This is a genomic window from Alteromonas australica, assembly GCF_000730385.1.
GTDB lineage: Bacteria > Pseudomonadota > Gammaproteobacteria > Enterobacterales > Alteromonadaceae > Alteromonas > Alteromonas australica.
Map to the genome: position 1 here is coordinate 2,492,842 of NZ_CP008849.1, position 24,668 is coordinate 2,517,509.

The window sequence follows — 24,668 nt, forward strand, 5'->3', positions numbered from 1 at the left end:
CGTGGCAATCCTTGCAACAAAATTTTTTATTGATAAGAAAAAAAAGTTTTGTTTCAACTTAAATGAGTTTTGGCTTAAAAGTGCGCTTGTACATCAACTTACGCTGGAACTGTTATGAACAACATAGCTATTCGAACCTCTGCAAAACCTTTTATTGACCGTGTGAAGTTTCCTTACGGCTTTAAAAAGTCGGGTGATTTCAGTATTAGTGAAGCGAACTTACTCTCGCTTTATGGTAGAACCCTCAATGCTTTAGAAACCGGTGAGCTACAAGCCGAATCAGAAGATGAGAAACACTTCGTGGATTTTATCTCTGGGCGTGCAGAAGCCATTAACCCTGTCGAAAAAGCATGGGCAAAGTATGTAAGGCTCTCTCGTGGCAAAAAACATTTTTATACCTTGCATAGCAGCGCCAGTAATCAATCTGATTACGATGACGATTATACCGATGAAGAGTTTGACGTAGCCTAAACCGGCCTCTTCACGGCGCGTTGTGCTTTATCGCTTAGTAATAAACGGTAAAGCACGTCTCCTTTCTCCCGTAGTTTTCGATAAATTCTGATCTGTCTCAATCATCTTGCCGAACAAACCAATATAGCTTTTTATATCTACTTTGAAGGACTACACTTTAGTTAGGCGATAACGTGACAGTTTCCCCTAATGAAAAGTAGGTCGACATCGAATTACCCCAGCCGCAGGCAAAGGAGACGCAACGATGATGGTAACTTACAAACAGTTAAAACATTTTTCGATTCATGCAACAGACAAGGATATTGGCGGCATACGCGATATTTTGTTTGATGATGATAGCTTTGTAATACGCTATTTGGTTGCTGATACCAATACTTGGCTACCACTGAGTCGCAAAGTGGTCATATCCCCTATATCGGTATCCATCATTAATCGCGATCATGACACGATTGATGTGGCCATGGACGCCGAAACACTTAAAAACAGCCCAACCATTGATGAACACAAGCCGGTGTCCAGAGAATATGAAGAAACGTTATTCCGCTATTTCGGCTATGGTTATTACTGGATAGGGCCCGGCGCCTGGGGCGACTTTTCTCACCCGACTGAACTCGCCGACCCCAAATTAATGGACGAAGCCCGAGAAGATTTGTCAGCAAATAAAGAAAACCATCTTCGCGCCTGTGGCGAAGTCTCAGGTTACGAGGTAGCCACCACAGATGACAATGTAGGGCACATTTGTGATTTTGTCGTCGACACCCGAAATTGGGCAATACGGTTATTGGTGGTAGACACCAACAATTGGTTACCGGGTGGAAAAAAACTAGCCCTCTTGCCCACGGATATTCTTCAAATTGATTGGTCGTCTCACAGAGTCAGTGTGAAATTAGACCACGATGGACTGATGGCTCGCCCCGACATTGACATTGATAAACTTGGTAATGGTGAATACATTGCCGATATCGTCCATCAAATTGCTAAATAAAGCCTTGAGAGGCGGCTAGCGATTCGTGGCCGCCTTTATTCACTGCCAATTTACTCATGAAAAACGAATTTGGCGAGAACAGCAATCTCGTCTATTCAGCCAGCGCCTCTTCTGACGCACAGAAAAACTGATAAAGTAACGCCATCGTTTGGGTAACACGTTCGTCAGCAAGACGATAATAAATCGTTTGCCCTTCCCTTCTTGTGGCCACCAATGCGGCTTCCCGTAAGAGGGCCAGATGCTGAGAAATCACAGGCTGTGAAACATCTACCACGTCCAATAACTCGCTTACAGATCGTTCTTTTTCCAGCAAATTGCACAAAATCATCAAACGGGTTTTATTAGCAATTTGCTTTAAATACTGCTCAGCATCTGCTGCATGTTGATGCATTGCTGAAGGGTCGAGCTTTAGAGTCGCTAGCATAAAATGTTCTCATTTTTCATTGGGGAAACCCCTTAATGCATTATACTAAAGTATATAAGGTTTATCGAAAAGCCCAAATTGACTGTCTAACCTTGACAGTGCTGTTCTTCTTTTCCATCAAATGTTATATATAATATTATCATTATATACTAAATAGGAGATTTTACGTGCTAATAGATATCCCTACTCGATTAAAAAATATTGAGAAACCTATTCGTCGAATTACTGCCAAAGAAGCGGCGCTTGAGATTGAGAAAAATCAAGGGTTACTTTTAGATGTAAGGGAAGCCAGTGAAGTGGCCGAAAAACCGGTAAATAAAGCAACGGCCATTCCAAGAGGCATTTTAGAGATGAAGATGCTGGCACTTGTAAAAGAAGCAGATCGGCCTATATATATCCACTGCGCGTCTGGGGTGCGTGCCTCTTTGGCGGCAGAGCAACTCATGCTTATGGGCTACGAGCAAGTTTCAGTAGTCACTTGTGCGGTGGACGATATTATTGCAGCAGTAACCGATTAACGCTTACTAAGGCCAGTTTCAATATGGTATAACCCCCTAATCCCCGCAGTGAATTGAGAAAGTTAAACCATGCTAAAATCAACGTTGGAACAATGGCGCATGTTTAAGGCGGTTGTGGACGCAGGAGGCTTTAATCAAGCGGCCGCTGTGGTGCATAAAAGCCAATCCAGTGTGCATCATGCTGTGCAAAAATTAGAACATGCCATTGGCGTTGAGCTATTTGAAAATACGGGTAGAAAAGTGCAGCTTTCAGCTCAAGGTGAACTTATGTACCGTCGAGCCACTTTTTTACTCAATGAAGCACAAAAACTCGAGGCGGTAGCAACCAGTTTACAAGCGGGTACAGAAACGCTGCTGAGAATTGCCGTAGACATTATTTTTCCCTCAGACTTACTTTATAACGTCTTAAATAAAGTGTCTGAGGAGTTCCCCTTGCTACGCATAGAAATTGAAGAAACGGTATTGTCGGGCGCAAATTCAATGCTCAATAGTGGCAATGTAGATATCGCCATATCACCTTTTACCTATCCCACGGGGTTTAGTGAAGATCTCTGCGAAATCGAATTTGCAGCGGTAGCACATCCCGACCATCCATTACATGCGCTGGACAGGCCGCTAACATTAGAAGATCTCAAGTCTCATCGACAAATCGTTGTACGAGATTCCTCTGCTGAACGCAAAGTGGATGTTGGCTGGCTTGGTGCAGATCAACGTTGGACCGTCAGCCATATTCGTACGTCGGTGGATATCATTTCCCAAGGACTTGGTTTTGCTTGGCTGCCCATTGCGATTATTAAAAAAGAATTAGAAGAAGGAGCATTACTTCCTTTGCCCCTTGGTAATAACGGGGGGTTACGTAAGTCGCTGCTGTACTTATCATTTGAAGATGGTGACGGACTGGGGCCGGCGGCGCGCTCTTTCATTGGAGAACTGCGATACCAAACCATGAATCTCCCCTCGGCTCACGGTATGTTGCAACCTTGCGGTGAGCCTTTATGTTAATCCTTGCATTATTTGCTGGCCGCTCAATAAGAAACCACAGGTAGCAATAGATAAACCCAACAACGCCACCGCGCCGTCGTCGGTAGCCATACCTATGGCCATAATGAGGACTGCCACCGCCGGTATTAGCCCCATAAAAGGTACTAGTTCTAAAGGCACCATGATAAGTCCGCACAATGCACAACTCAGGGCGATTAACGAGCGAAAAATAGGTTGGCGCATGAAAAACCAACGAGGAATCAGAAACCTATCAACCCTTAATGCATAAGGCTTCATTTTCGTAACCGCCGTATGGAGGTGATCGCCCTCAATTTCGAGCTTCATAATGGCGTTAGGTAACCAAGGGTGGCGACGACCGAGTAATATTTGCAGAGCAATGAGTAATATTGTCACGCCAGTCAGTGATGGTACGCCCGGTATTGCCCCTATGGGCGTAGACGCGATAAACGCAGGCATCGCCAACATGGGGCCAAATCCTCGCTTTTCTAATGCCTGCCAAAAGTCTGCGAAACACATGCTGTTGGTATCAGGTTTCGGCTGCATTTTGCCTAGCAGCTCATATAAGGTCATTGACCGTTCAGCCTTACCGTGCAACATTTTCATTCCCTGTCGGTTATTTTTACCCTAAATGTCCGGCCTGCGTTGTTGCCATGCTTGTTGCTATGCTTGTTGCTATGCTTGTTGCTATAAACCCACCTTCAAAATTATAAAAACAGATATAAAACAATTAACTACATCAACATAAAGCCATTTTTACCGCCAACTTCCATTCTTTATATTGCTGTGAAATGACCTACACATGACGTTAAAGCAGACCAGAGTCCATAGAGATAATGCTAATTATATGCCACACACCGAAAGCGCATTTTGCGCGGTTATCTGAACGATATACCCTAGGAAAACTCAACAAAATGACGTCATGCTGGCCGTATTGTCACGCGGTACGCGAAAAAACGGCCTCCGCCCCGCTTAGAGATTTGACGTGCTGTTCTTTAACATTTTGGGTGCTTAAAACGCAGACACTGAACGCCACTTAAGTGCACTTATAGCTTGTTGGCATACTACCTGCAAAACTGTGAACCATAGTCGGCGTGTGTTTGCAAAATTGAACAGGGTTTTCACTTCAAAACGAGATTCTATTTAAAAATAAACCCCATGCGCCTTGACGTGTGCAATTGCAAATTTAGCCACGACAGGTACTATTCACTGTCGCCGCCAGAATACATTTAGTCAAAAAATAACGATTTATAATATTGATCTTATAGCCTTTTACTCCGTAGTAGTGAGGTTATTGGAAGTTTAGAAAAGGAAATTTACGTGCTTACTGTTTTGCTTGTAGACGACGATGCGGAATTTACAGAAGTTGCCTGTACGATTATTGAGTTTCTCGGTCATGAAGTTCTAACTGCTGCTAATTTAGAAGAAGCAAGAGACTGGTTAACGAAAGAAACCTTCGACCACGTATTACTCGACTTTATGCTACCTGACGGGAGCGGAGCCCATTTATTCGATGAGCTCGATACCCTTCCCAAGCGCCCCCGCGTTACCCTAATCACAGGTCACCCATCAGTGAAGGGCATTATTAAAGGCCTGTGCGGACCGAATATTGATTATCTTGTTAAACCCATTCAACGTGAAGACATAGAAGCGGTTTTATCCGGTAAACCACAAAAAGCCCCTGTGGAAGACGATATTATTGTTAAACACTTTGATTTGTTGATTGGGGAATCTGCGCCAATGCAAGAGCTGTATAAGCTTATTCAACGGGTGAGCAGAACCAGCGCTAATGTCATGCTACTAGGCGAAAGCGGTGTCGGTAAAGAAGTGGTTGCCGCCGCTATCCACCGAGCGTCAGACAGCGAAGGCCCCTATATTGCCACCAACTGTGGCGCATTTTCTAAAGAACTTATTGGCAGTGAACTCTTCGGTCACGAAAAGGGCGCGTTCACTGGCGCTGTGGGGCGCAAAGAAGGCGTGTTCGAACAAGCCGAAGGCGGCACCTTGTTTCTAGATGAAATCACTGAAATGCCTATCGACATGCAACCTAATTTGTTGCGTGTACTTGAAAACAAAGTGGTTATCCGAGTGGGTGGCACTAAAACTATTCCTGTTAATTGCCGCGTGGTTTCGGCAACCAACCGTACCATGGAAGAAATTGCACAAAGCAAAGTGCTGAGGGAAGATATTTATTTTCGATTAGCGGTATTCCCTATCACTATTCCTCCCTTGCGGGAAAGAAAGGAAGACATTCCCCTACTGGCAAAAAGTTTCATTGAAGAATTCAACAAAGACAATGGCTCAAATTTCATTTGGCAATCTAGTCAACTAGACACGCTTCAAGCTTACGATTGGCCAGGTAATGTGCGTGAATTACGCCACTTCGTTCATCGCGCCGCCATAATGAGTGATCCTGAAAAGTCGGCCATTGAGCTTCCAAAAACCATAGAGTCTCCCTTTGCGAAAAAACAAAGTACGGCCCCTGCACTGCAAGCGGGTCGCACAATTGAAGATGTAGAGAAAGAGCTTATCTACGCCACCTTAGAAAAGGTAAATGGCAATAAAACCATGGCAGCTGAGATGTTAGGTATCAGTACAAAAACCTTGTACAACCGTCTTCATGCGTATGGTGACTTGAGTAAAGAGGAATAACGGTGGGCGCCAGTATGAAAGAAGAAGAATTTGCACGTTTAAGTGTTTATGTTCACGATGCTCGAAAACCACTAAACCGGATTTCGATGCAAGCAGAGTTGGTTAAAATGGCACTAAATGGTGATGTGCCCGCCGACAAGGCTATGGCGGCGTTGGATAAAATTATATCCAGCGCTAAGGATTGTAGTCACACCCTATCTGAAATGACTTCAGAACTCGGTGATTCAGTTTCGGAATAACCTCATGGTGAATAAACTCTTATCTTCGCTGTATAGCTGGATAATTATGGTGATCGTCGTCATCGTGGTGATTACCGCAAATTCGTTTTACGTCGTAAAAACCTTAGACGATTTGTCGTCGCTGGAAGCAAGGCTGTTCACCACTAACCGTGTAATAAATGCAGTGAATAAACTGCATGTTGCGGTACTACGAGCCGAATCTGGCCAGCGAGGGTATTTGCTAACGCAAGATGAAGCGTATCTTGAAGAATATAAAGAAACATTAAACTCATTTTCTAGCTTAGCTGACGAAGTTGAGGTTAGTGCGTACTCGTCAGATTTACCCCAGCAGGTGTCACGAATCGATGAATTGCTGCTGCTTACACGTACTAAAATTAACGGTATGGTTGAAGTGGTAGAGTTAGTACGTGATGATCAAACGCCAAAAGCCTTTGCGCTGCTTGAAAGCGATAGGGGTCTCAATTTATATAATGAATTTGAAGAAATTTTTCAAAGTATAGACTCCTCTGAGCGGGCTATGCAAAGTACGCATCTCGCCAATTTAATGAAATTGCGAAGAGATTCCGTCAATACCCTCATCATCTCATCTGGCACTACCCTTTTACTGATTATTTCTATTTTCGCATTATTAAAAATGAATGTGCGAGAAAATGAAAAGCACCAACACGATTTAGAAGATATCAATGAAGATCTTGAAACTAAAATTAATGAACGCACCCAAGAACTCAGGGTGTATTCTGATGAATTAGCGCGTAGTAACAGGGAGCTAGAAGATTTTGCCTTCGTGGCATCTCACGATTTGCAAGAACCCCTCCGTAAAATCAGGGCATTTGGTAACCGTTTAGATTCAGGTTACAAAGATGTCATGGATGAAAGGGGGCAAGATTTCTTGGCGCGTATGCTAAACGCTGCCGAGCGTATGTCTATGCTGATTTCAGACTTACTGGCGTTCTCACGGGTGTCCACGCGCGGACGAGATTTTGAAGATGTGAACCTCAATGATGTTATTCATGCCGTGGTTGATGATTTGGAAATCGCCATTGAAGAAAAAGGCGCACAAATTAACATTGCCACCCTACCCACTATTCGCGCCGATAAGTCTCAAATTGACCAATTGTTTTTAAATATTTTATCTAATGCATTGAAATTTCAAGCAGAAGATACCATTCCTGTGGTGAACGTCGAGACTAGCTCTCCTGACCCAGCCGACATGGAAGGTTTATTGTTGGCCGATGAGTACAATTGGCTAAAAATCACCATTGCAGACAATGGTATCGGGTTCGACCAATCTTTTGCCGAAAAAATATTCGCGCCATTTCAACGATTACATGGACGAAGTGAGTACAAAGGAACCGGCATAGGATTAGCAGTTTGCCGACGTATTGTTGAGCGTCATAATGGCAAGATATCGGCGCAAAGCACCCCGGGAGAAGGCACCCTCTTTACTATAGTGCTACCCATAGACAGCGAGCCTTTTGGCTCTATCAATAATAGTGGAGACTCACAAGATGACGCGTAAGCAAAGCCAACCTATAAACATCCTTATGGCGGATGATGACGAAGACGATCGTTTGTTAACTGTTGATGCGCTAAAAGAAAGTCGCGTCCTTAATAATCTTTTTTGTGTAGAGGACGGAGTAGAACTCTTAGAGTTTTTACGTCACGAAGGCCGCTATACCGATACCGACAAGTACCCTCGCCCTAGTCTCATCTTGCTTGACCTGAACATGCCAAGAAAAGATGGCAGGGAGGCACTTCAAGAGCTTAAAAATGACCCTAAATTACGGGGCATTCCTGTGGTTATTCTAACCACCTCAAAAGAAGAAGAAGACATGCTAAGAGGATACGACTTAGGTTGCGCCTCGTACATTACCAAACCGGTAAATTTTGAGGGCTTGGTAGAGTTAATGCGTGCACTAGGCCGGTACTGGATTGAGTTTGTGGAATTGCCCCACGACTAACGGAGTGTGATGTGAGTGACGTTATACGGGTTCTTCTTATTGAAGATGATGAAGATGATTACTTTTTAACTTCGGATTACTTGCAAGGATGTGAAGAACCCAAGTTTCAGCTAACCTGGGTCACCAATAGTGCTGATGCGATTGATGCGCTTCAACGGCGTAATTTTGATCTTTGCCTATTAGACTATCTGTTGGGTGCTGAAAATGCCGTAGACGTGCTAGACGTACTTAAATCCAACCAATTTAGCTTACCGGTGATTATTCTCACCGGTCAGTCTGACGCGCAAGTGGACGAGCTAGTGATGCGTGCAGGTGCGGCTGACTATCTACAAAAAAGTGAAATCGAAACGCCTCGTTTCATGCGCACTATTCGCTATGCGATGGTGCGCCGTGAAATTGAAAACGAACGATTAGAGCGCCATAAAGTAGAACAAAAAAACAAAGCAAAAGATAAGTTTCTTGCCCACTTAGGCCATGAATTACGTACACCACTAACCTCGATATTAGGGTATGCGGAATTATTGTTAGATGACAAAAATAACCATGGGTTAGAGCAAGAACTTTCTATTATTCATTCTAACGGTAAACACCTACTCAGCTTGCTTAATGATTTACTCGACATGTCTCGCATCATGGCAGACAAGTTGGAATTGAATATAAAAGCAGTGAATTTAGGCGGTTTTCTAACCGACCTCCACGCCCTTATGCGCCTTACCGCGAAAGACAAGGGGTTGAGTCTGCACCTGATTTCTGAATCGAGAATTCCCGAATTCATTCACACCGACCCTACCCGGCTTAGGCAGGTATTAATTAACTTAATCAATAATGCAGTTAAGTTTACCGATTCAGGATCGGTGAATATTTCCGTAGAAGTGATTCCTCCTGCACCGGGTAAGGCAAATGAACGTATTCGATTTCGAGTAGCAGATACCGGCATTGGTATGCCACCGGACAAATTGGAAAGTATTTTCCAGCCCTTCGAACAAATTGAAGATGTGATGCGGGCGAACCACGGTGGCGCTGGCCTGGGCTTAGCAATATCGAAAGAACTGGTATCAAAACTTGGAGGCAAAATTAGCGTGGAGTCTGTCTTTGGTAAAGGCAGTTGCTTTTCTTTCACGATTGACCCCGGCGACATTACTCACCAAGAGCGAGTTAACCTAAGCTTGGAACCGGCGCCCCGAGTGGAAGACAATCCATTGCAATTGCAAGTTACAGGGAAAGTACTCATTGTCGATGATCTTCGTGAAATACGTCGACTCACTGGCCATTTGGTTAGCCAGTGCCATGCCACCGTAGCGTACGCTGAAAATGGTGTTAAAGCATTAGAAGCCGTGCTGCAAGCGCAAGAAGACAACGACCCTTTCCATTTAGTGTTAATGGACATTCATATGCCCGTAATGAACGGTATTGAAGCCTTGCATGCGTTGCGTAGACACGAGTGTTCAGTGCCCGTTGTGGCCGTAACAGCGGCGAGTCGCAAAGGATTAAAAGCCTCACTTCTAGAGGAAGGCTTTATAGATGTGATTGGCAAGCCCATTGAACGAAGCGCACTCACCCACGTACTAGAACGCTTTTTGGTTAAAGCAGAAGGCCCTTCTGTTTCAAACGCGGATATCGCCAAGCAAACCACTGAAGACACCCAACCTATTCAAAACGCGCTTAAAGTTTTGGTGGTGGAAGATGATGAAGATGCAGCAGAGCTGCTACAATTATTTTTAGTTCACCAAGGCCATGATGTCATCATTGCGCATACCGGTGAAGACGCCATATCACGGGTTAATGAGGTAATCTTCGATCATATATTGATGGATTTAACCTTACCTGACTTTCATGGGTATGATTTAGCAGAAGAACTTATGCAAATTCAGCCTAGCACCCTGTTGACCATTGTCAGTGGCCATGAACCTGACAAGCAATTAATGAAACACCTGGGGGTTAACCAATCGCTTTTAAAGCCCGTCAGCAAGGACGATTTATACCAGGCTATCCACGCGCCTAAACAAAAGTCCGCCTCTTAGCACTGAAAAAGTAGGGGCGAGTGTTAGCCCCAAAGCAAGAAACTTTTACACAAGGTGCCATGAAAGTCTTACCGCAAACCTAGACACCCACGCTAACCCCCCTCCCTCAAAAATAATAATCCATTTAAAATCAACATATTAGAAAACCATTTCGGTTGGTATAGCCATTGCACCTCTTTATAGTGCATTCATAGCAAAATTTAAGGAGAGTACTATGGCAACACAAACAACAGCTACACAGAGAACCGCGAAAGCAAACGGTGTTACAGAGCCTAGTCACCCAGTCACGGATCAACTTAAAGAAACACTGCATTCATCTGTAGATAAGTTGGCAGACAGCGCAGGTGTTGCGGAAGAGAACATTCGTCAGACCGCGTCAAAATCGGCTGAAAATATGTCGGCCCGTAAACGCCTTGCAGAGCAAAAATGGCAGGCTTCTAAAGTACGTCAGTACGCTATCGAAAACCCTGTAGCTACTGCCGGTATCGCGTTTGCAGCGGGTATGCTGGTGACGTCACTACTGCGTAAGAAGTAAACCATGCTAATCGCACCCGATTTTCGCAAGGCACGCTTTATGCCGCGTGACGAAAATCCGTTTCGCCTGACGCCCCCTCGGCGCCAGGCGATTTTCGTGCACGAGGAAAAAGCGGCGCAGCGTCATGAGCAGGACTCGCAGGATAACGAACCGTACGAGAAAGTGTCGTTTTCAGAATTTACTTACGCATTGAAAAACTACGCGAAACAGAAGCAGCACCAAGGTTTTGCACTGCTAGATTTAATCAACAGTGAACTCATGCTGATTAAGAAATCTGTTTTCGTCACGGTATTTGCGGGAATGACCGCATTTGCTATTGGCGGATTTTGTTGGATATTATTGAATATTGCCTTGGGTTATTTCGCTCACCTCGCTGGCGCGCCTGTATCCTTCATATTAGTTGTTATGCTTGTTATCAATGCCACTATTGGGGTGGTGATATTTAAGCAAGCAAAAAGCGCATTTAACTACATAAGTGCGACACGCATTATCCAGCTCATGAAACGCCTGAATGAATAACTTAGGCAGTCAAACGCTTAAAGGAACACTTTATGTCATTCTTACTTAACAAAGAACTGAAAACCATTAAGCAAAGAGAGCATGATTACCTAGCTCAAAAGCACCAAGTTGATGTGTCTTTAGATGAGACAAAAACTAAAGCAAGGCATATCATGGGGAACCCAGAAACCCTCGCGGCTATTTTTACCGCAGGCGCGTTTAAAGGCGCGAAAACTGATTCACCCAAGAGTAAACGAAATCAGGCGGTCACCTCGTTAATTCGAACAGCGGTCATTTCATTTATACAATGATAAGGAAGTTCCATGTTTAATCTTTTCTCAAACGCCACTCAAGCCACAAAGGCGTGTGACAGGTTCAAGGCCATCGCCAGGCCAGCCTCAATGGCTGCTGTATTAGCGTTAACCGCCTGCAGCACGACGCCGGTAGCGGTGCCTACACCTTACAAGGCTGCGGTAACTAAAGAAGGGTACGGTTACTCAAGTGTTCAGTTAAGTGACAACGAATATCGTGTGCTATTTAAGGCCACTGACGAAACCCCAGCTGACAAGGTACAAGAGTACGCGCTGCAACGGGCTGGGCAAATTGCCATGAAACAAGGTTATCAATACTTAGCCATTGTGAAGACCAATGTGGACAAACGTCCAATTGAAGCCCGTAGAGTCATAACAGAGCCATCTTCCCCTGCAACCTTTACCCAAGATCAGCAATGTACGATGTCTGGTTGTTCACAAGTTGCGCAACCCACTGCGGCTGAAGGGCAAAATAGTGTACAAAGCACTATGATCAATGACATTTACTATTCCATTGTAGTACGCATGGCTAACGCAAAAGAAGGCTTAGGCAAAAACGTGATGGCAGTGAGTGATATTCCGCCCATTGAGAAAAAATAACTTCTATCCCCTCTTATCGCGTCAATCTTCTATTGGCGCTGTTCTCCCTTTCCGTTAATTTTACGTAACACGCTTTCATTGTGTTAAACACCCATTCTACCTTGTCGTTTGCCCCGTTGACTTAGGGTAGTGCCCCCTTCATGAATATGTTGAAATACATACACATTGGACATGCCTGCTAGCCTGTAAATTCTGCAAATTACCTGTAACCTTTGTCGATAATCACTGTTCACAGTTGCCATGCTATTCGCCCAAAAATAGGCATTAACCATAAGAATCAACAACTTAACAATTAGGCACAACTATCGCATTAACTTATGTGAACATTATGGAGCAATAAGAGGATTTAGTTATGTTAGGTTGGGCAATTACATTTTTTATTATCGCCATTATTGCAGCAGTTTTTGGCTTCGGCGGTATCGCTGGCGCGGCAACAGGTATAGCACAGTTTCTGTTTTTTGTGTTTGTTGCACTACTTGTTATCTCTTTAGTCGCTAACGCACTACGCGGTAAGTCACCAAAGGTATAGCAATATTTTAACTTATAGGAGAAAGGATATGATCTCTATGAAAGCATTATCAAAAGTACTATTAGCATCAGCATTTGCACTATCACTAGCCGCGTGCGGCGATGGCGAAGCAGAAGATGCAGGCGAAGAAATTGATGAAGTCGTTACCGATGCCGGTAATGCAATGGAAGACGCATGCGAAGATGTGAAAGAAGGCGTCGACGCTGAAGACAAAGACTGCTAAGCGTTAAGCGAAAAAGAAAAGGGGCTGATGAAAACATCAGCCCCTTTTTTTATGCTTCTTGTCCGTTTAGCTCTCTTGCTAAATCGTCTAATTTAGACAAGGTTGAATCGAACTCCCCCATCGCCACGCGATAGCCTACAAATACGTGATGATCACTGCGCCCAAATTTTACTCGTAACGCGTCAACATCCATATGTTTCACCGTATTTAAAAAACGATAGGCGGTCATCTCACTTTCGAAAACGTATTCTATGCTGTTTTCCATATCAACCTAACCATTCAGGCCTAGCATTAACGACCGCAATAACGCGTTCAACTAAAGCGCCTTCATCCGCGGTAATATCACCTATTGCCACCCAATCTTCTAATAATTGAACAGGGTCTACTTGCTCACCATGTTCTAACTTGGCAGTCATCATGGTTAACTGAACATCGGTTCTTAGGTTAGCATCTGCTTCAGGCGTGGGCATTTCAGCCACCGCTTCAAGTGCCACGGTTAACCAGTGTCGACTGTGGCTGGCTCCGCTAGCGTGTGAAAATAAATTTGTCCAGCGTTTACCCAACAAGGCCGCATGGCTTTCGCTATTTTTAAGTGCCTCGTCGGCTCCCTCAAGCTTACACCTCAATTGCTCGGCAAAAGCCGTAGCACGCGCGTCCTGCTGGGCTTTTTTGTGAGCAATTTTTGCTTTATCACGGCTGGCGGTAAGCGTGGCGATCCGCTTTTGTAGTTTGGCTTTAAGGCCATGGGGCAAGCCTGCCGCAGCTTCTTCAACACCCGCGATAATGTCGTTGACTTCGCTTTCATTAGCCGCCTCATCAGCGGTAGACAGCGAATCCATCAATTGGGAAAATTGTGCATCAAATTCGTTAGATTGTGCCTTCCTTTGCGCTTTTAAGCGTTCAAACAAGGTATCGTTGGCTTGTTTAAAGCTTTTCCATAACCGGCTCTCGTCTCGCTTTCCTGCATGACCAATGGTTTTCCATTGAGCTTGTAACTGCTGGGCTTTTTCAGATGCACCTGAGAGCGCTTCAGCCCCGGCCAGTTGTTGGGCTTCTGCCACTAACGCCTGTTTCTGTTCTTTATTGGCCATGTTCCAAGCATGAATTTTATCTTGTGCTGGAGCAATTGCCGTTTTCCACGCGCGTTTAAGTGACTCGTAGTCTTTCTTATCTACTTGACCCGCTTGGTGCCATGCCTTACTCAGTCTATCTACCACTTTCACCACAGTAGCTTCAGGCTGGCTGAGATCAATTGACTGCGCATCGGCAACAATTGCTTCACGAACCAGTTTGGCTTCTTCCCGCTTAGCATCCATGTCGGCATAGTAATCTCGGCAAGGTTGAAATGCCTGCTCCAGGGCGTCATCAAATGCCACCTGCAACGTATCTTTATCTTCTGCACTACTTCCAAGAGAAAGCCATTGTTGTCGCAAATACCGAATAGACTCGGTTCTTGATTTCACGTCTTCCATGGGCGTCAATGCTAGTCGCTTCGCCTCTTCAAGTAACGCTGGCTTGCGAGGGCCAGCAATATAAGACTGCCAACCTTCTAAACGAGAAATTTCCTCAGCAACGCCTTCAAAACGCTTTGCTACTGCTTTTTGTGTACCTTCATCACTGCTACTGACAAGTTCACGAACTTTCTCAAATTTTGCCATGGCCGCACGATATCGACCTTGCTCAATCAGGCTTTCAATCACACTCAGTTGCTTTCTGCATTGACGAAGTTTAGCGTCAATGTTGGCTTTTTCCTGCACGTGTTGCTTATTAATACGGGCACTGGCTTTTTTCCAACGTGACATCAAACCTTTAGGTATTGAAGAAAGTTGCGCCTTAAGCCCATCAAACTTTTCGTTAAGTGCGTTGAATTCTACTTTGACGTCGACCACGTTATTCGATTGACTATCGGCTTTTTCCTCAACGCTTTCTACCTGAGATTCCGCTGAGTCAGACTTCAAGGTATCAGTGGCGGCGGTTACAGTGTCAGCCAGGGATTCCGCGTCGGCAATAACAACCAATAGTTTTTGGGCGTATTGCTGTTGCATAGAAAACGCTGTTATTTTTTCATTCAACTGCGATAGTGTCTGTGTTGTTTTATCAACCAGGCTTGAATTTGCCGACGTATTTTCAAGGTGCTCGAATGTCGCCTCTAACGCACGTACCGACTCATTAACCACGGCGACATCAGCAATGGTTGCATCGCATAATCGCTCGTAATAAAGCCAATCAACTTGCTGAGTAGCATGCTTGCGCTGCTCGTTGCACAAGGCCTCCAACTTTTCGATATGCGCTTTAGCCTGCTTGGCTTCCCATTCTGGACGAAGGCGGGCAAGGTAGCGTTCTAATGATTGCGAAATACGCAGGTATTTTTGCTCAACCTCGTCCTTATCTTGTTCAGATAAAATGGAAGCATCACGTAAAAGCGCTTTATAATCACCTTCAAGCGTTGCTTGCTTATCCTCTATATCTTCCACATCACTCTTGTCTAACAAGGCATTGTATTTTGACAGGCATAAAGTGATTTCTCGCAATAAGCGTTTGGGTTTCTCGCTGGCTTCTTTATGGGCGTTAACCCGCGCTTGTACCTCAGAATGAATGGCCTGCCCTTTGGTTTTCTTTTCCAGCTTTTGTAGCAAAGACAAATCATCTATCATCGATAGCATAACCGCCTGAAGTTCACCGCTAGCGTAGTGTAAAAACACGTTTTGGAAGAAGGCTGGCTTGGCGACTTTTTCAATTAACACTTTAGCCAAAGAAATATCGTGCAATAATTCAGGGTCAGCAAGGACAACCTGCTGTACTAAATCGCCACTGGCCGATTCTTTTAGAAATGCGGCTTTTTCGGCTCGGGAAATCGTAATTTCTCCTTCGCCCATTAGACACGCTAACACCACTTTGTTTGCTGTACGTTGTACACGTTCATGCTTAGCAATCTGGGACATTTTTTGCCATAACACGAAAGACCCCAGCTTATTTAAGGCGTCTAAGCTGACATCGGCATTTTCATCATTAAACGCCAACTCGTGTAATAGTGTTTTATCTGTGGGTTTTTCCGGTGATAGATTTTTTATGGCTTCCCGTCTTTTTTCGGGATTCTGACTGGTGTGAGAAGGAGCAAATAACCGACTAAATATCATCCTGTTTAAACCGCGCTATGGTATTGTTATCATCACTGTCGCCTTGGAGGGCGCGTTTGAATTCTTGCTTGCTTTTATGCACTATTTCACCGTTTTCATTCACGGTCATGTGTTCCGAAGACTTCGCAATTTTTGCCTGATACAGCAAAACGGCTTGCATACTGCTCGCTTTTTGATCGTCACTTAACGGCGTACCATCCGGCCACTTACCTGTTTCCACTGCACTACGCAGGCGTTCATATACGTCTGCGGTCATGCTGTTTACTAATACATCTATATTCATCAAGAAAATCGTTTAATTAATACTGTTCTTACGCGGTTCACAAGATACCACACAAAGCCCGTGATACTGCAAACAATCGCCAGGTTATGCTGTAAATCTCCTGGACGAGTACCGCCCCAATACATAAAAGCAAACCCTGCTACAAATATTAGCATGGCTAGCAATGACTGATTTTGAATACTTTGTAATTTCTTAAATTTTTGTAGCTGCTGCTTACGCTCAATATCTTCAGCCGAAGCGTTGCCAATGCGAAAGTCACAGTGGGGGCAAACTTTTGCTTTGTCTGAGGTCTTTTTGTTACATGAAGGACAATTGACGAGTGCCATTTTTTGCTCCTGTTTGTGTTGATAAAAATAACCAGGCAGCATTGGTTGCGCGAATGATGAAAAGAAACCTGATAAGAAAATGGCGAGCAGAAGCGCTTATTAAAAAATCAGAATAAAAAATGCGCGAGAGTGTAAACTTCTTGCTACCACGTTTACATCCTCACGCATTCACCATTAGCGATTACTTTTTAGTTCTAGACCAATAATCGTTCATGGTTTCTTTCATTTCTTTACTTAGCAGAACAATACCAAATAGGTTCGGTAAAGTCATTATTACGATTGCTACTGCCGATAATGCCCACACCAAGGTAGTATCAGATACGGCGGCCCAAACAAAGCCCGCAACGTAAATGACTCGATAAGGCATGACAGAACGTGGACCAAGCAGATATGTCATTGCCCTATCGCCGTAATAAGACCATGCAATTGCTGTAGAAAAAGCAAATAGCATAAGCCCGATAGAAACAATGTACTGACCAAAATTACCGAAGAAACCACGAGTAAACGCGATCGTCGTTAATGCTGCCGAGTGAACCAATGACTTACCGCTTACTTCTAAATTTTGCTTTAACGGTTTACCGTCTTCTATGGTTAATGTACCAGTAAATAAATCTTCACTTCCCACTGAATAGGTTACGTCTTCTGCAATTGAACGAGAGTTAAGTAACGTATAGCCATCACTTACTGCCGTTCCGTTAACAACAGTAATTGTGCCGTTGTAGGGCTCTATCGCCGTAAGATCGATTTCATTAAGGTAGCTAAATAGCTTTTCAACATCAGCTTGTTTATTCTCTTCGTACTTCCCTTCAACAAAAAGCATGTCAGAACGATCGAACACATTTTGGTGTTTCTCATTCCATACCCCTGAAGACAAAATAACTAAACCCGTGATGGTACAAATAATAATGGTGTCGATAAAAGGTTCAAGTAATGAAACCATCCCTTCTGACGCTGGCTCTTTTGTTTTCGCCGCGGCATGGGCAATAGGCGCGGAACCTTGACCCGCTTCGTTAGAAAACAGACCTCGGTTTACACCACGGTTAAAAGCATAGGTTAATGACGCTCCAAGGAAGCCACCCGCTGCCGCCGACCCAGTAAAGGCATCGCTAATAACGGCGGCAAAAGAAGGGCCAATGTTCTCGATATTGGCAAAAATAACGGCTAGCGCACCAATAAGGTAAATAACCGCCATGACAGGCACAACACGCGCAGTGAACGCTGCAATGCGTTGAATACCACCAAGAATAACCAGCGCAAGTAAGATACCCAGTACGCTACCCACCATCCAAGGCTCAAAGCCAAACGTCGCTTCAATACTTTGTGCAATACCGTTACTTTGGGGAAGGTTTCCTGTACCAAACGAGCTAACCACAGTGGCAATAGCAAAAGCCACCGCCAACCATTTCATATTCAAGCGGCGGTCCATATAGTACATAGGGCCACCCGCCATGGTGCCATCTTCTGTTTTCACTCGATACTTGTGGGAAAGGGTTACTTCAACAAACTTTGTTGTCATACCTAAAAAGGCCGTCACCCACATCCAAAATAATGCCGCTGGACCACCTAAAAAGATAGCAAACGCCACACCACTGATATTACCTGTACCCACAGTGCCAGAAAGTGCTGTGGTTAACGCGCGAAAATGCGTGGTATCCCCTGGATCGCTTTCTTTGTCGAATTTACCTGTAACGACTTGCCAGGCGTGTTTGAAAAACCGTATTTGTGGGAATTTAAGATAAATGGTGAAAAATAGACCCACACCAAGTAACACATAGGGAAACCAACCTGCACTCCCCAAAAACCCGTCGATCAGGATAAGAAAACTATATAACCCTTCCAAGGTAACACCCCTTCTTTATATTGTTGTTATGATTTCTATTATTGTATTTTTTTGCATGCCCTGGAACCCAAGGCATGCATAGTGATTTCGCTATTTATTATTTAAGTGCATTCACAACCGCGTTAACGGCGATAAGTAAATCTTCACCTAGTTGTTCGCTACGCTGAACCGACCAACCATACAGTTTGTCAGGTAAATCAGCATTATCTTTAAACGGCATTTCAACGGTATAAGCCATGCAGTTAAACTTTTCACCCACTGCATTCGATGCCACCGCCAAATTAGCTTCGCCTGGCGCGTCTTTATCGTAACCGAACTCATCCTGAAATTCTGGTGTTGCATTCAATAAAGCCTGTTTAAAGGTATTTTCTAATGCTTCAATTTCAGAGTTATAACTTGGATTTCCTTCCGTGCCTGCCACAAAGTTGTACGGCAATGCCTCATCGCCGTGCAAATCAAGGTACATATCTACGCCAATTTGCGACATAGCGTTAAGTACATAAAGTACCTCGGGGCTCTTCTCTTTCGTAGGTTCAGCCCACTCGCGGTTAAGGTTTGTGCCTACGGCGTTAGTTCTTAAATGCCCGCGTGCACTGCCATCTGGATTCATGTTTGGCACAATATAGAACACCGCTTTATCCAGCAATTGTCGAGCCAGTCCGTCTTGTTCATCCAGTAAGCGATAAATGATACCCTGTGCGCACCATTGTGCCATTGTTTCACCAGGATGCTGGCGCGCTGTAATCCATACTTTTTTCTTCTCAGGCGTTTCCTCACCAATAACCAGCATAGACATATCTCTGCCATCAAGGGTTAAGCCGAGGAATCGATGTTCACACAGTAAAGCATTTTGCGCTTCGTGAATAAGGTCGAGGTGACGTTCGTAGCTATAAGGAATAAAGTAAGCAAAATAGACGCTGGGCTGTTCTAGCGTTAATGAGAACGTCAGATTGTCGCCATCAAAGTCGCTCGGCACTCTGAACCAGTTTTGACGGTCGTAGGAAGCAAGTACGTTGTAGTCCTTCCAACCCTCTGGATATGCCGACGTTGCTAACTCAGCTATGGTCATAGTATGGGTAACAAAGGCTTCCCCCACTAAGCGAAAATGAAACCATTGTGCAAAATCAGACTGGTTGTCTTTGGGGATAGTTAAAAGAATATCTTCAGGGCTTGTTGCCCGCACAACATGAATGTTGCCGCTGTCAAATTGACTGGAAATATGCATAGACTGTCGTTTTCCTAATTATTTGTGCGCTAATTTAGCATAGACAACAACAAAAATACCACGCGCAGCGCGATGAATTAAAGTGAAGCCATCTTCAATTTGTTTACACATATAAAAAAACCGACCGCAAGGGTCGGTTTCTTGTTCATTTTTTTATTAAAGAGGCAGGGTCGGAAAGCTTAAGCCGGCCATATCTCGTACCACTCTCATCACTTGGCAGCTATAACCAAATTCGTTGTCGTACCACACATAAAGGGTAAGGCGATTATCTTGCGCGATGGTAGCTTGAGAATCTACCACAGACGCGGCCCGTGACCCCACTAAGTCAGTGGACACAATTTCTTTACTGGCGGTATAGTCTATCTGATGTTGCAGTGGCGAGAACAATGCGGTGTCACGCAAAAACTCATTCACGGCTAATTTGTCTGTGGTGGTTTTTAGGTTGAGGTTTAAAATAGCCAAAGACACATTCGGGGTAGGCACGCGGATAGCGTTGCCCGTTAGTTTACCCGCCAATTTCGGGTAGGCTTTAGACACCGCTTTGGCAGCGCCTGTTTCCGTAATAACCATGTTCAGCGGCGCGCTTCGGCCCCGTCTGTCACCTTTATGGTAGTTATCAATGAGATTTTGATCGTTAGTGTACGAGTGAACGGTTTCTACATGTCCATTTTCAATGCCATACTCTTCATCTAATGCTTTTAGTACCGGCGTGATGGCATTTGTCGTACAACTCGCTGCAGATACAATAGTATCTTGCGGCGTCACTTCCTCGTGGTTTACACCATGAACTATATTTTTAATGTCGCCTTTGCCTGGCGCTGTAAGGATAGCTTTCGCAGCCCCTTTTGCCTTGAGGTGCAGCCCTAACCCATCTTTATCACGCCAAATACCGGTATTATCAATAATAATTGCGTTATCAATACCGTACTGGGTGTAATCCACTTCATCTGGACTGTTCGCGTAAATAACCTGAATAAATGAACCGTTTGCTTTTAACGCATTGCGCTCTTCATCTACTGTGATACTGCCATTAAATGGCCCATGTACTGAGTCTCTACGCAATAAGCTTGCACGTTTTTCGAGATCGCCGTCTCGGCCACCACGAACCACAATAGCGCGCAGCCTTAGCTTGTTGTTTTTGCCTTGTCTTTCGATAAGTAAACGGGCTAACAAACGACCGATTCGGCCAAAACCATACAACACAACATCTTGTGGCTGTTGGCTATCGTCTTTATCAACAACTTCGCTTAACTTGTCTCGCAAATAGGCGTTAAGGTCGTCTTTGTCTACCGCCGACCCGTAGTTAAAGTCAAACGCCAACTTACCCACATCAATTTGTGCAGGGGCCAGTTTCATCTCACTAAGGGCGGCCACGATGGGGTAGCTTTCACGAAGGCGTAATTTAATCCCCTCATGCAACCGTACTTTTCGATGGGCTTTAATGACATCGATAGCACTGGCGTTTAAGAGTGAGCGACCGTATACGGAGATTTCTACGGCATTGTTACGGTAAAGTTTACCAATGAGAGGCAGCATCATTTCTGCGTATTCTTGGCGTTCTTGCCAGCTACTTTGTAGTTCCTGTTCAAACTGTTGGTTCATTCTTTTACCTTGATTGACGTAAATTAACTGTAAGAGGCACGTCAGTTTTTTAAAGTTTTAGGGTACACTAGGTGAGTTATTCGTCTGACGGTGACGAGCAGTATCTTAATCAAACAGACAGGGATGACCAAATTGTTGATAAATTTCAATAAAAATAAGAAAACGCAGTTTTTAGCTCGATTATTTAGTAATTTTTCCACATTTTCAGGAAAACCATTAGGGATTGTGCTTCTCGCGTTTCTGCTATCGAGTTGCAGCGAGTGGTTTGAGCCCACCATTTCAGAGATATGTAACACCCAGCCAAACCTGTGTCTGGACTTAAGCTTAGATGCCCGTTGCCGTTTTGAACGGGCTGAAATAATACGCCTAAGATACAACCACAAAGATGATACTTCAGAGGCGTATAAATACCCTCTTCTCCTAGCGTTTGAGAAGTATTTAGTGTGTGTAGAAGAAGTGCAGCACATTGAACATATAAGGCGCAAAGGCAAAGAAGCAACACGCCTAAAAGGTGTTATTACTGCGCAACGGGAATTGAAACGGTTAGCGCGAGAAACCAAAGCGTCGCTGGATCCGTACTTGTCTTATTATCATTGGACGCGCTTTGGTGATGAACAAGCATTTAATCGCTTCGAGCGTTATGCAGCTAGCCAGCGCATTAGCGACCCAAGCTTATTAGTAGCCCTTGCTTCGGTGCAAGTAAAAACCGACGCTAAAAAGACAGTAGCCACCTTGTATCGTGCGTTAAGTTTATACGATGATAGCGATGATGTTGACCTAGCCATTTATCATTCTTTATACACATTAGCCCTTGATAGTGAAAAGTATCGTATGGCTTATGTGTGGATGGCAGTAGCAGCAGAGTACGATGAACGTATGAATTTAGACCAGGCTAGCTATCTAAAAGAAAACCATAACTTGCCAGTCTCTATATTAGATAAAATTGTCGACGATATTGTGACGGCGTTAGATGAAGGCAGCTTTAACGCAAACAAGCTGCTTTTAGATAAACTCTAGATTATGAAAATGAATTACACCTAGATTACCTCTAAAAAAATAAAAAAACGCGCTTTAAGCGCGTTTTTTATCTCTTGGCAACGGGCAAGACACCTCAAGCAGTACATTTTTTAATCAATTGTTTACCTTTTTAACCGCGCCGCTGTATTGTTGCGGTAAACTCACTTCTGCCTTATCCCTTTACCACACTACTGTCTTTACCTTTAAAGGTAAGCGATAAAGAATTTACACAGTATCGTTGCCCTGTCGGTTCTGGTCCATCAGGGAATACATGCCCTAAATGAGCCTCACACTGCTTACACAATATTTCTACTCTGTGCATTCCATGAGTGTGATCTTCTCGGTAATCGACGTTTGCATCATTTAGCTGTTGGTAAAATGAAGGCCAGCCGCACCCTGCGTCAAATTTTGTATCAGACGAGAACAAGGGTGCACCACAGCATTTACAGACATAAAGTCCCTCACGGGTTTCATCAAGCAACACGCCAGTAAAGGGACGTTCCGTGGCGGCTTGTCTGCACACGCGGTACTCATCTTCAGATAATTTATCTTTCCATTCCTGCTGCGACATATTTCCCCCAAAAAACAAAAAAGGTGTATCTAATCATAGATACACCTTACAACTATTACCTTTTCGGTACTAACGTTTTATAGACGTTTGCGGCCGGTTTGGATCGCTCCATTCAAGGTGATATTTCTTACCAGCTGGTTTGTCTACACGTTGGTAGGTATGCGCACCAAAATAGTCTCTTTGACCCTGCAACAAGTTTGCAGGTAATACAGCCGTGCGATAAGAGTCGTAGTAACTCAATGCAGACATCATTGAGGGGCAAGGTACGCCGGCAAGCGTAGCCTGCGCAATTGATTCACGCCAATCTGACTGATACTGAGTAATTTGCTCGGCAAAGAAAGGGTCTAACAACAAATTGTCCAGTTCTTCGTTGTTCTCATACGCCTTTGAAATAGACTGCAAGAAAACGGCACGGATGATACAACCTGCGCGCCAAATTTTTGCAATTTCGCCAAACTCAAGATTCCAACCATGTTCTTTGCCCGCCATCGCCATTAATTGGAAGCCTTGGGCATAGGCGCAAATTTTTGAACAATAAAGTGCGTGCTCTAGCTTATCAATAATGGCCTGCTTTTGATCATCATCGAAGCTTACGCTTGCTGGCCCTGCTAACAATTTACTTGCAGCAACACGTTCGTCTTTTAGTGAAGAGATACTGCGAGCAAATACCGCCGAAGTAATCGTTTGCGCGGGGCTACCTACTTCTAGCGCACTGACAGCGGTCCACAACCCTGTTCCCTTTTGGCCTGCCCGGTCTAGAATAACATCAACGAGGGGTTGCTGGGTTTCGGGGTCTCGCTGCTCTAGCACGTCGGCACTGATTTCAATCAGGTAGCTATTTAACTTTCCTTCATTCCATCTACGGAAAACGGCTGCAATATCAGCTGGCGACATATCAAGGGCATCACGCATAATGTGGTAGGTTTCACATATTAGCTGCATGTCGGCATATTCAATGCCATTGTGCACCATTTTCACATAGTGACCAGCACCAATGGGACCGATATAGGTCGCACATGGCTCCCCTTCTAACACGGGTTTGCCAGGGGTAAAGCTTTCTATCGGTTTTCCCGTGATAGCATCCGCTTTTGCAGAAATAGCCTTTAATACTGGCTCGATACGTGTCCACGCGTAAGGGTTACCTGAAGGCATAAGAGATGGGCCAAATCTCGCGCCCACTTCACCGCCAGAGACAGCCGTTGAGAAAAAGATGAACTTGCCCTTGTATTGGGCTTCACGGGCCACTGAGTCGGTCCAAAGGCTGTTACCGGTATCCACGACAATATCATCGGCATGAATACCCGCATCAATAAGATGGTGACAAACGTGATCGACAGGGTCGCCTGCTGGTACGGAAATGATAATAAGATGAGGGGCTTTTAATTTGCTTAAAAGCTCTGTGTAAGAACTGCAGCCTTCAACTCGAGGGGCAACACCTTCGCCACGCTCACTTGCGTCTTTGGCCAATATAGATTCAACTTTGGGTTGATCTAAGTCGAAACATGCCACGCGAAAACCGTGGTCTACTAGGTTCATGGTAAGGTTACTTCCCATTACCCCTAAACCGATAAAGCCAATGTCGCACGCGTTTTGATCGTGCTGTTTTCCACCTTCATTTTGCATAGGATAACCCTCACTTTTCAGATGGGAGCGCATGATACCACCAACATAAATAAAGAACAGTATACCTGTGTGAAATAA

General features: G+C 44.4%; 28 protein-coding genes. 16 read left to right on the forward strand and 12 right to left on the reverse strand.

Going from position 1 to position 24,668, the window contains the following annotated elements; all coding sequences use genetic code 11:
* Positions 1 to 114 precede the first annotated feature (114 nt).
* Positions 115 to 471, forward strand: coding sequence for a DUF413 domain-containing protein (maoP, locus tag EP13_RS11040; protein ID WP_044057335.1), 357 nt, complete (start codon positions 115 to 117; stop codon positions 469 to 471).
* A 244-nt stretch (positions 472 to 715) separates the two neighbouring features.
* Positions 716 to 1,456, forward strand: coding sequence for a PRC-barrel domain-containing protein (locus tag EP13_RS11045; RefSeq protein ID WP_044057336.1), 741 nt, complete (start codon positions 716 to 718; stop codon positions 1,454 to 1,456).
* 91 nt (positions 1,457 to 1,547) lie between these two features.
* Here EP13_RS11045 and EP13_RS11050 read toward each other — a convergent pair whose 3' ends face one another.
* The gene (locus EP13_RS11050) at positions 1,548 to 1,880 is read right to left on the reverse strand and encodes an ArsR/SmtB family transcription factor (protein ID WP_044057337.1); all 333 of its coding nucleotides are present in this window, start codon (positions 1,878 to 1,880) and stop codon (positions 1,548 to 1,550) included.
* 167 nt (positions 1,881 to 2,047) lie between these two features.
* Here EP13_RS11050 and EP13_RS11055 point away from each other — a divergent pair, with 167 nt between their 5' ends.
* Positions 2,048 to 2,398, forward strand: coding sequence for a rhodanese-like domain-containing protein (locus tag EP13_RS11055; protein ID WP_044057338.1), 351 nt, complete (start codon positions 2,048 to 2,050; stop codon positions 2,396 to 2,398).
* Between the two features lie 69 nt (positions 2,399 to 2,467).
* Positions 2,468 to 3,400 carry a LysR family transcriptional regulator gene (locus EP13_RS11060; protein ID WP_044057339.1) on the forward strand — a complete coding sequence of 311 codons (933 nt, stop codon included), beginning with the start codon at positions 2,468 to 2,470 and terminating at the stop codon, positions 3,398 to 3,400.
* Here EP13_RS11060 and EP13_RS11065 read toward each other — a convergent pair.
* Complete coding sequence (locus tag EP13_RS11065; protein WP_197035927.1) at positions 3,392 to 3,997, reverse strand: exopolysaccharide biosynthesis protein; 606 nt, start codon at positions 3,995 to 3,997, stop codon at positions 3,392 to 3,394. The genes EP13_RS11060 and EP13_RS11065 overlap by 9 nt on opposite strands.
* Positions 3,998 to 4,717: 720 nt before the next feature.
* Here EP13_RS11065 and EP13_RS11070 point away from each other — a divergent pair.
* The 9 genes from EP13_RS11070 to EP13_RS11110 all read left to right on the forward strand — a co-directional run bounded on the left by EP13_RS11070 (position 4,718) and on the right by EP13_RS11110 (position 12,214).
* Entirely contained in the window at positions 4,718 to 6,049 is a 1,332-nt protein-coding gene (locus EP13_RS11070) for a sigma-54-dependent transcriptional regulator (RefSeq protein WP_044057340.1), read from the forward strand.
* Positions 6,050 to 6,063: 14 nt separating this feature from the next.
* Complete coding sequence (locus EP13_RS11075; RefSeq protein WP_044058929.1) at positions 6,064 to 6,288, forward strand: hypothetical protein; 225 nt, start codon at positions 6,064 to 6,066, stop codon at positions 6,286 to 6,288.
* Positions 6,289 to 6,292: 4 nt separating this feature from the next.
* Entirely contained in the window at positions 6,293 to 7,807 is a 1,515-nt protein-coding gene (locus tag EP13_RS11080; protein ID WP_044057341.1) for a sensor histidine kinase, read from the forward strand.
* Positions 7,797 to 8,249, forward strand: a complete 453-nt coding sequence (locus tag EP13_RS11085; RefSeq protein WP_044057342.1) for a response regulator — start codon at positions 7,797 to 7,799, stop codon at positions 8,247 to 8,249. The genes EP13_RS11080 and EP13_RS11085 overlap by 11 nt, the downstream gene beginning before the upstream one ends.
* An 11-nt stretch (positions 8,250 to 8,260) precedes the next feature.
* The gene (locus EP13_RS11090) at positions 8,261 to 10,270 is read left to right on the forward strand and encodes a response regulator (protein WP_052364369.1); all 2,010 of its coding nucleotides are present in this window, start codon (positions 8,261 to 8,263) and stop codon (positions 10,268 to 10,270) included.
* Between the two features lie 214 nt (positions 10,271 to 10,484).
* Positions 10,485 to 10,805: a hypothetical protein gene (locus tag EP13_RS11095; protein WP_044057343.1), complete on the forward strand. Its 321-nt coding sequence runs from the start codon at positions 10,485 to 10,487 to the stop codon at positions 10,803 to 10,805.
* A 96-nt stretch (positions 10,806 to 10,901) separates the two neighbouring features.
* Positions 10,902 to 11,324 carry a hypothetical protein gene (locus EP13_RS11100; protein ID WP_156026749.1) on the forward strand — a complete coding sequence of 141 codons (423 nt, stop codon included), beginning with the start codon at positions 10,902 to 10,904 and terminating at the stop codon, positions 11,322 to 11,324.
* Positions 11,325 to 11,356: 32 nt separating this feature from the next.
* Entirely contained in the window at positions 11,357 to 11,614 is a 258-nt protein-coding gene (locus tag EP13_RS11105) for a hypothetical protein (protein ID WP_044057345.1), read from the forward strand.
* 12 nt (positions 11,615 to 11,626) lie between these two features.
* Positions 11,627 to 12,214, forward strand: a complete 588-nt coding sequence (locus EP13_RS11110) for a CC0125/CC1285 family lipoprotein (protein WP_231401285.1) — start codon at positions 11,627 to 11,629, stop codon at positions 12,212 to 12,214.
* An 83-nt stretch (positions 12,215 to 12,297) separates the two neighbouring features.
* On the opposite strand, the gene EP13_RS19250 is transcribed toward EP13_RS11110, so the two are convergent.
* Complete coding sequence (locus tag EP13_RS19250) at positions 12,298 to 12,456, reverse strand: hypothetical protein (RefSeq protein WP_156026750.1); 159 nt, start codon at positions 12,454 to 12,456, stop codon at positions 12,298 to 12,300.
* A gap of 110 nt (positions 12,457 to 12,566) precedes the next feature.
* Here EP13_RS19250 and EP13_RS19110 point away from each other — a divergent pair, with 110 nt between their 5' ends.
* Together EP13_RS19110 and EP13_RS11120 are read left to right on the forward strand one after the other, a co-directional pair.
* A complete protein-coding gene (locus tag EP13_RS19110) occupies positions 12,567 to 12,743 on the forward strand; it encodes a DUF1328 domain-containing protein (protein WP_044057346.1) in 177 nt (58 codons plus the stop codon).
* Between the two features lie 28 nt (positions 12,744 to 12,771).
* Positions 12,772 to 12,966: a hypothetical protein gene (locus tag EP13_RS11120; protein ID WP_044057347.1), complete on the forward strand. Its 195-nt coding sequence runs from the start codon at positions 12,772 to 12,774 to the stop codon at positions 12,964 to 12,966.
* A 49-nt stretch (positions 12,967 to 13,015) separates the two neighbouring features.
* On the opposite strand, the gene EP13_RS11125 is transcribed toward EP13_RS11120, so the two are convergent.
* The 7 genes from EP13_RS11125 to EP13_RS11155 form a co-directional block, all read right to left on the reverse strand.
* Positions 13,016 to 13,231: a hypothetical protein gene (locus EP13_RS11125; protein ID WP_044057348.1), complete on the reverse strand. Its 216-nt coding sequence runs from the start codon at positions 13,229 to 13,231 to the stop codon at positions 13,016 to 13,018.
* A 1-nt stretch (position 13,232) separates the two neighbouring features.
* Positions 13,233 to 16,103 (reverse strand): DUF349 domain-containing protein, encoded by a 2,871-nt coding sequence (locus EP13_RS11130; RefSeq protein ID WP_044057349.1) that lies wholly within the window; start codon positions 16,101 to 16,103, stop codon positions 13,233 to 13,235.
* A complete protein-coding gene (locus EP13_RS11135) occupies positions 16,093 to 16,386 on the reverse strand; it encodes a YeaC family protein (protein ID WP_044057350.1) in 294 nt (97 codons plus the stop codon). The genes EP13_RS11130 and EP13_RS11135 overlap by 11 nt, the downstream gene beginning before the upstream one ends.
* Positions 16,386 to 16,712: a Zn-ribbon protein gene (locus EP13_RS11140; protein WP_044057351.1), complete on the reverse strand. Its 327-nt coding sequence runs from the start codon at positions 16,710 to 16,712 to the stop codon at positions 16,386 to 16,388. The genes EP13_RS11135 and EP13_RS11140 overlap by 1 nt, the downstream gene beginning before the upstream one ends.
* A 181-nt stretch (positions 16,713 to 16,893) precedes the next feature.
* Positions 16,894 to 18,552, reverse strand: a complete 1,659-nt coding sequence (locus EP13_RS11145) for an alanine/glycine:cation symporter family protein (RefSeq protein WP_044057352.1) — start codon at positions 18,550 to 18,552, stop codon at positions 16,894 to 16,896.
* Between the two features lie 97 nt (positions 18,553 to 18,649).
* The gene (locus tag EP13_RS11150) at positions 18,650 to 19,777 is read right to left on the reverse strand and encodes a M14 family metallopeptidase (RefSeq protein WP_044057353.1); all 1,128 of its coding nucleotides are present in this window, start codon (positions 19,775 to 19,777) and stop codon (positions 18,650 to 18,652) included.
* 156 nt (positions 19,778 to 19,933) lie between these two features.
* On the reverse strand, positions 19,934 to 21,379 hold the full coding sequence (locus EP13_RS11155; RefSeq protein WP_044057354.1) for a glyceraldehyde-3-phosphate dehydrogenase: 1,446 nt from the start codon (positions 21,377 to 21,379) through the stop codon (positions 19,934 to 19,936).
* 123 nt (positions 21,380 to 21,502) lie between these two features.
* Between EP13_RS11155 and EP13_RS11160 the strand changes: the two genes are divergently transcribed.
* The gene (locus tag EP13_RS11160) at positions 21,503 to 22,396 is read left to right on the forward strand and encodes a DUF2989 domain-containing protein (protein WP_156026751.1); all 894 of its coding nucleotides are present in this window, start codon (positions 21,503 to 21,505) and stop codon (positions 22,394 to 22,396) included.
* A 172-nt stretch (positions 22,397 to 22,568) separates the two neighbouring features.
* Here EP13_RS11160 and msrB read toward each other — a convergent pair whose 3' ends face one another.
* Together msrB and gndA are read right to left on the reverse strand one after the other, a co-directional pair.
* Positions 22,569 to 22,967, reverse strand: a complete 399-nt coding sequence (msrB, locus tag EP13_RS11165) for a peptide-methionine (R)-S-oxide reductase MsrB (protein WP_044057355.1) — start codon at positions 22,965 to 22,967, stop codon at positions 22,569 to 22,571.
* A 69-nt stretch (positions 22,968 to 23,036) separates the two neighbouring features.
* Positions 23,037 to 24,590 (reverse strand): NADP-dependent phosphogluconate dehydrogenase, encoded by a 1,554-nt coding sequence (gene gndA, locus EP13_RS11170; RefSeq protein ID WP_044447779.1) that lies wholly within the window; start codon positions 24,588 to 24,590, stop codon positions 23,037 to 23,039.
* Between the last annotated feature and the right edge of the window lie 78 nt (positions 24,591 to 24,668).